The sequence below is a fragment of the uncultured Azohydromonas sp. genome, assembly GCF_937926365.1.
Classification (GTDB): domain Bacteria; phylum Pseudomonadota; class Gammaproteobacteria; order Burkholderiales; family Burkholderiaceae_C; genus Azohydromonas.
The window spans coordinates 1-5,849 of record NZ_CALAOH010000254.1 but is presented as its reverse complement, the minus strand read 5'-3'; the positions used below and the strand labels follow the sequence as shown (position 1 = coordinate 5,849).

The 5,849-nt window shown below is 64.2% G+C and carries 6 protein-coding genes, 1 tRNA gene and 2 pseudogenes; all 9 read left to right on the top strand.

What is annotated here, in order from left to right; genetic code table 11:
• Window positions 1-71: pseudogene (locus Q0741_RS28095) on the top strand (elongation factor Tu); the annotation flags it as partial.
• Between the two features lie 34 nt (window positions 72-105).
• Window positions 106-181: transfer RNA gene (locus tag Q0741_RS28090), tRNA-Trp, on the top strand.
• Between the two features lie 117 nt (window positions 182-298).
• Window positions 299-685, top strand: a complete 387-nt coding sequence (gene secE / locus Q0741_RS28085) for a preprotein translocase subunit SecE (RefSeq protein ID WP_298236493.1) — start codon at window positions 299-301, stop codon at window positions 683-685.
• Window positions 686-698: 13 nt separating this feature from the next.
• Complete coding sequence (gene nusG, locus Q0741_RS28080) at window positions 699-1,277, top strand: transcription termination/antitermination protein NusG (protein WP_298236492.1); 579 nt, start codon at window positions 699-701, stop codon at window positions 1,275-1,277.
• 212 nt (window positions 1,278-1,489) lie between these two features.
• Window positions 1,490-1,921, top strand: coding sequence for a 50S ribosomal protein L11 (gene rplK, locus Q0741_RS28075; RefSeq protein WP_298236491.1), 432 nt, complete (start codon window positions 1,490-1,492; stop codon window positions 1,919-1,921).
• 2 nt (window positions 1,922-1,923) lie between these two features.
• Entirely contained in the window at window positions 1,924-2,631 is a 708-nt protein-coding gene (gene rplA / locus Q0741_RS28070) for a 50S ribosomal protein L1 (RefSeq protein ID WP_298236490.1), read from the top strand.
• Between the two features lie 277 nt (window positions 2,632-2,908).
• Complete coding sequence (gene rplJ, locus Q0741_RS28065; protein ID WP_298236489.1) at window positions 2,909-3,436, top strand: 50S ribosomal protein L10; 528 nt, start codon at window positions 2,909-2,911, stop codon at window positions 3,434-3,436.
• A 41-nt stretch (window positions 3,437-3,477) separates the two neighbouring features.
• Window positions 3,478-3,855, top strand: coding sequence for a 50S ribosomal protein L7/L12 (gene rplL, locus Q0741_RS28060; RefSeq protein ID WP_298236488.1), 378 nt, complete (start codon window positions 3,478-3,480; stop codon window positions 3,853-3,855).
• Between the two features lie 310 nt (window positions 3,856-4,165).
• Window positions 4,166-5,849: pseudogene (gene rpoB, locus Q0741_RS28055) on the top strand (DNA-directed RNA polymerase subunit beta); the annotation flags it as partial.

The following is a 5,849-nucleotide window of genomic DNA, read 5'->3' as shown; positions in this document are numbered from 1 at the left end:
GCCTGCGCTTCGCCATCCGCGAAGGCGGCCGTACCGTCGGCGCCGGCGTCGTGGCGAAGATCGTCGAGTAAACCCGGCTCCAAGCCGAAACGAAGTAAAGGCCGCAGGGGTATAGCTCAATTGGCAGAGCGTCGGTCTCCAAAACCGAAGGTTGGGGGTTCGATTCCCTCTGCCCCTGCCAAGTCCCGGTGCTGATTCCAGGCCGGGTCGAGCGGCCAGACAGCAGCCCGCACGGGAACAGAGGCCCGGCGGGCTTTGCTGCTGATGGGTGCTTCCAGCACCTGGCGAAACAAATCCGATGACTCCCAACCCCCAAGTCGAAACCGTTGCTTCCGGCGCCGACAAGGCTCGGCTTGCCGGCGCGCTGGCACTGGTGATCGCCGGCGTGACTGCGTTCTACCTGCTGGGCGCTCAGTCGCTGTGGGTGCGCGTGGCTGCGCTTTTGGTGCTGCTGGCTGCAGCTGTGGCCACGTTTTTCACTGCCGAGGCTGGCAAGCGGCTGATCGCTTTCGGCCGCGATGCCGTGCGTGAGGTGAAGAAGGTCGTGTGGCCCACGCGCAAGGAAGCGATGCAGATGACGGGCTACGTCTTTGCTTTCGTGCTCGCGATGGCCTTGTTCCTGTGGCTTACTGACAAGACGCTGGAATGGGTCCTATACGACCTGATTCTGGGTTGGAAGCGTTGAAGGAAAGCAGGCAATGAGCGATCAAGTGGCAAGCCAGGAAGGTGCCGCCCCGGCTGCACCGCCGATGCGCTGGTACGTCGTGCATGCCTACTCCGGCATGGAGAAGGCGGTGGAGCGCAACTTGCGCGAGCGCATCGAACGCGCTGGCATGCAGGCCAAGTTTGGCCGCATCTTGGTGCCGACCGAGGAAGTGGTGGAACTCAAGAATGGCAAGAAGGCCGTCACCGAGCGCCGCTTTTTCCCGGGTTACGTGCTGGTTGAGATGCTGATGGACGATGAGTCCTGGCACCTGGTCAAGCACACCAGCAAGGTCACGGGTTTCGTCGGCGGAGCGAAAAACCGCCCGGCGCCGATCTCCGAAGCTGAAGTGATGAAGATCGTCAACCAGATGCAGGAAGGCATCGAAAAGCCCCGTCCCAAGGTCGAGTGGCAGGTGGGCGAGATGGTGCGGGTCAAGGAAGGCCCGTTCACCGACTTCAACGGCGCAGTCGAAGAGGTCAACTACGAGAAGTCCAAGGTGCGCGTGTCGGTCACGATTTTCGGCCGTGCTACTCCGGTGGAACTGGACTTCTCACAGGTCGAGAAGGTTTAAGAAGTCCGGCCGCGTGGCGGTGCCCGTTTCGGGCATCGGCGTGCGGCAGGCGCGTGGTGCGTGTCTACGACGGGCACTGGGTTGGCAAGCCGATGGGTTTGCCCGTGACAGTCGGCAACGACAGGCCGGCATGAGGAGCGGCAGGTAATCAATCCTGCCGCGTTCGACTCGACAACCTAGGCTTGGCCGCTTGGGTTGCACTGGAGAAAGACATGGCCAAGAAGATTGTCGGCTTCATCAAGCTGCAAATCCCGGCGGGCAAGGCCAACCCCTCGCCGCCGGTCGGTCCCGCGCTGGGTCAGCGTGGCCTGAACATCATGGAGTTCTGCAAGGCGTTCAACGCGCAGACCCAGGGCATGGAACCCGGCCTGATGCTGCCGGTGGTGATCACGGCTTTCGCTGACAAGTCGTTCACCTTCATCATCAAGACGCCGCCGGCCACCGTGCTGATCAAGAAGGCGATCAAGCTGGAGAAGGGCTCCGGCCGTCCGCACCTGGAGAAGGTCGGCAAGCTGACGCGCGCGCAGCTGGAAGAGATCGCCAAGACCAAGATGAAGGACCTGACGGCTGCCGATCTGGACGCCGCAGTCAAGACCATCGCCGGCTCGGCCCGCTCGATGGGCGTGCTGGTGGAAGGAGTCTGAACATGGCCAAGCTGACCAAGAAAGCCAAGGCCCTGCAGGGCAAGGTCGACAGCCTGAAGCTGTACGCGATCAACGACGCACTGGCCCTTGTCAAGGAGTGCGCCACCGCCAAGTTCGACGAAGCCATCGACGTGGCCGTGCAACTGGGCGTGGACGCCAAGAAGTCGGACCAGGTGGTGCGCGGCGCCGTCGTGATGCCCAACGGCACCGGCAAGACCAAGCGCGTGGCCGTGTTCGCCCAGGGTGCCAAGGCTGAGGAAGCCCGCGCCGCCGGCGCCGACATTGTCGGCATGGAAGACCTGGCCGAACAGGTCAAGGCTGGCAACCTGAACTTCGACGTCGTGATCGCCTCGCCGGACACGATGCGCGTGGTTGGTACGCTGGGCCAGATCCTGGGTCCGCGCGGCCTGATGCCGAACCCCAAGGTCGGCACCGTGACCCCCGACGTCGCCACCGCGGTGCGCAACGCCAAGGCGGGCCAGGTGCAGTTCCGCGTGGACAAGAACGGCATCATCCACGGCACCATCGGCCGTCGCTCGTTCGACTCCGACAAGCTTGTTGGCAACCTGGCCGCGCTGCTGGAGGCCCTGAACAAGGCCAAGCCGGCGTCGAGCAAGGGCGTGTACCTGCGCAAGGTCGCCGTGTCCTCGACCATGGGCGTGGGCGTGCGCGTGGACGTGGCGTCCATCGCCGCGCAAGCGCAGGGCTGATTCGAGTCCAGCCGCGGTGCGCGAGTCTGGCGCGCAGCGGCTCAATGAATTGGTGGGCCGTGCCCGGGAGTTTCCCGGGCACGGGTCATCCAAGACCGCTGGTGGTCTCGCGTGAGGCCGTAATGGAGGGCTTGTCCCGAAGCCAGCGCAGATGGCGCACCCGCTGTGAAAGTTGATCTCGCAAGGGATTCCTGGAGCAGCAAGGTCGCTGAACGTGGTGCCCGTTCCCGAACGCCGCAAGGCCGGCTGGGCACGGGCGTTTTGTGAGGAGCAGACCTTGAGTCTCAATCGCAACGAGAAGGCAGCCGTCGTCAGCGACGTGGCAGCGCAAGCCGCCAAGTCGCAGACCCTGGCGTTGGCCGAGTACCGTGGCCTCACCGTCGAAAACCTGAACAAGCTGCGCGTGACCGCGCGTGCGCAGGGTGTGTATCTTCACGTGCTGAAGAACACCCTAGCCCGTCGCGCCGTCGCCGGCACGCCGTTCGAGGTGGCGTCGGAGAGCATGGTCGGCCCGCTGATCTACGGCTTTTCCGAAGACGCTGTCGCCGCGGCCAAAGTCATCGCCGACTTTGCCAAGGGCAACGACAAGCTGGTCATCAAGGCCGGTGCCTACGCGGGCAAGGCTCTGGACGCCGAAGGCGTCAAGGCCCTGGCGTCCATCCCCAGCAAGGAAGTCCTGCTGTCGCAGTTGGCTGGCCTGCTGAAGGCGCCGATCCAGCGTACTGCGGCCGTGCTGGCCGCCCTGGCCGAGAAGCGTGGTGGTGGTGCGGAAGAAACCGCCCCTGCCGAGGCCGCTGCGGCCTGAGCGCACCCTTTTCACTGAATCTCTGAATCGAGGAATCCCAAATGGCATTCGACAAAGACGCCTTCCTGACCGCCCTGGACAGCATGTCCGTGATGGAACTCAATGACCTGGTCAAGGCCATCGAAGAGAAGTTCGGCGTGTCCGCCGCTTCCATGGCTGCCCCGGCCGCTGGCGGCGGCGGTGCCGCTGCCCCGGCTGCCGAAGAGAAGACCGAGTTCAACGTGGTCCTGCTGGAAGCCGGCGCCAACAAGGTCTCCGTCATCAAGGCCGTGCGCGAACTGACGGGCCTGGGCCTGAAGGAAGCCAAGGACCTGGTGGACGGCGCTCCGAAGAACGTCAAGGAAGCCATCGCCAAGGCCGACGCCGAGGCTGCTGTCAAGAAGCTGGTGGAAGCCGGCGCCAAGGCCGAACTCAAGTAATTGGTTTGACCCCAGAGGGCTGGCGGCTGATTTCAGGCCGCCAGCCTTTTCCGCTTCAGGGCGTTACAGTCCTGGGCTCCATATTGAAGGCGAGAACAGCCGGAAATGGCCGCGCGCGGCTTTTTCCGAGTGTTCTCTGATCCGACTGCAGGGAACGGGTTTGGTCGGGCTCCGGTGCAACGCCGGGGTTGTCCGCCAGCGGCTGGTAGTGGCCAGCCACCAAGCTCCGGACGCAACGTCCGAGTAGGCCAGTCGCCGACGAGTGCGCGCTTCCAGGGCCCGGGGCGCGTGTTCTCGACACGGAGCATATATGGCGCAAGTTTCCCCCACGTACAGCTATACCGAGCGCAAGCGTATTCGCAAAAGCTTCGGCAAGCGTGAGAGTGTTCTCAACGTTCCCTACCTGCTGACGATGCAGCGGGAGTCCTACGTCGCCTTCCTGCAGAAGGACGTGCCCCCGCAGAAGCGCAAGCCCGAGGGCCTGCAGGCCGCTTTCCTCTCCGCCTTCCCGATTGTGTCGCACAACGGGTACGTGGAGATGAAGTTCATTGAGTACAACATCGCCAAGCCGGCGTTCGATACGCGCGAGTGCCAGCAGCGTGGTTTGACCTACGCCGCTGCGGTGCGTGCGCGGCTGCAGATGATCATCTACGACCGCGAGAGCCCGCAGGCCAAGACGGTCAAGGAGATCAAGGAGCAGGAGGTCTACATGGGCGAAGTGCCGCTCATGACCGACTACGGCTCCTTCATCGTCAACGGCACCGAGCGCGTCATCGTCAGCCAGCTGCACCGTTCGCCGGGCGTGTTCTTCGAGCACGACAAGGGCAAGACGCACAGCTCGGGCAAGCTGCTGTTCTCCGCGCGCATCATTCCCTACCGCGGCTCCTGGCTGGACTTCGAATTTGATCCGAAGGACATCCTCTACTTCCGCGTCGACCGCCGCCGCAAGATGCCGGTAACGATCCTGCTCAAGGCCATCGGCCTGAACCCCGAGCAGATCCTGGCCAACTTCTTCGACTTCGACAATTTCCGCCTCATGGACACCGGCGCGCAGCTGGAGTTCGTGGCCGACCGTCTGAAGGGTGAAATCGCGCGCTTCGACATCACGGACAAGAACGGCACCGTGATCGTCGAGAAGGACAAGCGCATCACCGCGCGCCACGTGCGCACGCTGGAGCAAAGCGGCACCACCTTCATCAGCGTTCCCGAAGACTTCGTCGTGGGCCGTGTGGTGGCTCGCAACATGGTCGACCCGGACACCGGTGAGATCGTGGCCAAGGCCAACGACGAGATCACCGAGAGCCTGCTCAAGAAGCTGCGCGCCGCGGGCATCCGTGACCTGCAAGCGCTCTACACCAACGAGCTCGACGAAGGCGCCTATATCAGCCAGACGCTGGCTTCCGATGAGACGGCCGACCAACTCGCCGCGCGTGTGGCCATCTACCGCATGATGCGCCCCGGCGAGCCGCCGACGGAAGACGCCGTCGAGGCCCTGTTCAACCGCCTGTTCTACAGCGCCGACACCTACGACCTGTCGCGCGTGGGCCGCATGAAGTTCAACGCCCGCGTGGGCCGCGACACGGCCGAGGGCGAGATGACGCTGTCCAACGAGGACATCCTGGATGTGGTCAAGATCCTCGTCGAGCTGCGCAACGGCCGCGGTGAAGTGGACGACATCGACCACCTGGGCAACCGCCGCGTGCGCTGCGTGGGCGAGCTGGCCGAGAACCAGTACCGCTCGGGCCTGGCGCGCATCGAGAAGGCCGTGAAGGAGCGTCTGGGCCAGGCCGAGACCGAGGCCCTGATGCCGCACGACCTGATCAACTCCAAGCCGATTTCCGCGGCGCTCAAGGAGTTCTTCGGCGCGTCGCAGCTGTCGCAGTTCATGGACCAGACCAACCCGCTGTCGGAGATCACGCACAAGCGTCGCGTCTCCGCCCTGGGCCCGGGCGGTCTGACCCGCGAGCGCGCCGGCTTCGAGGTGCGCGACGTGC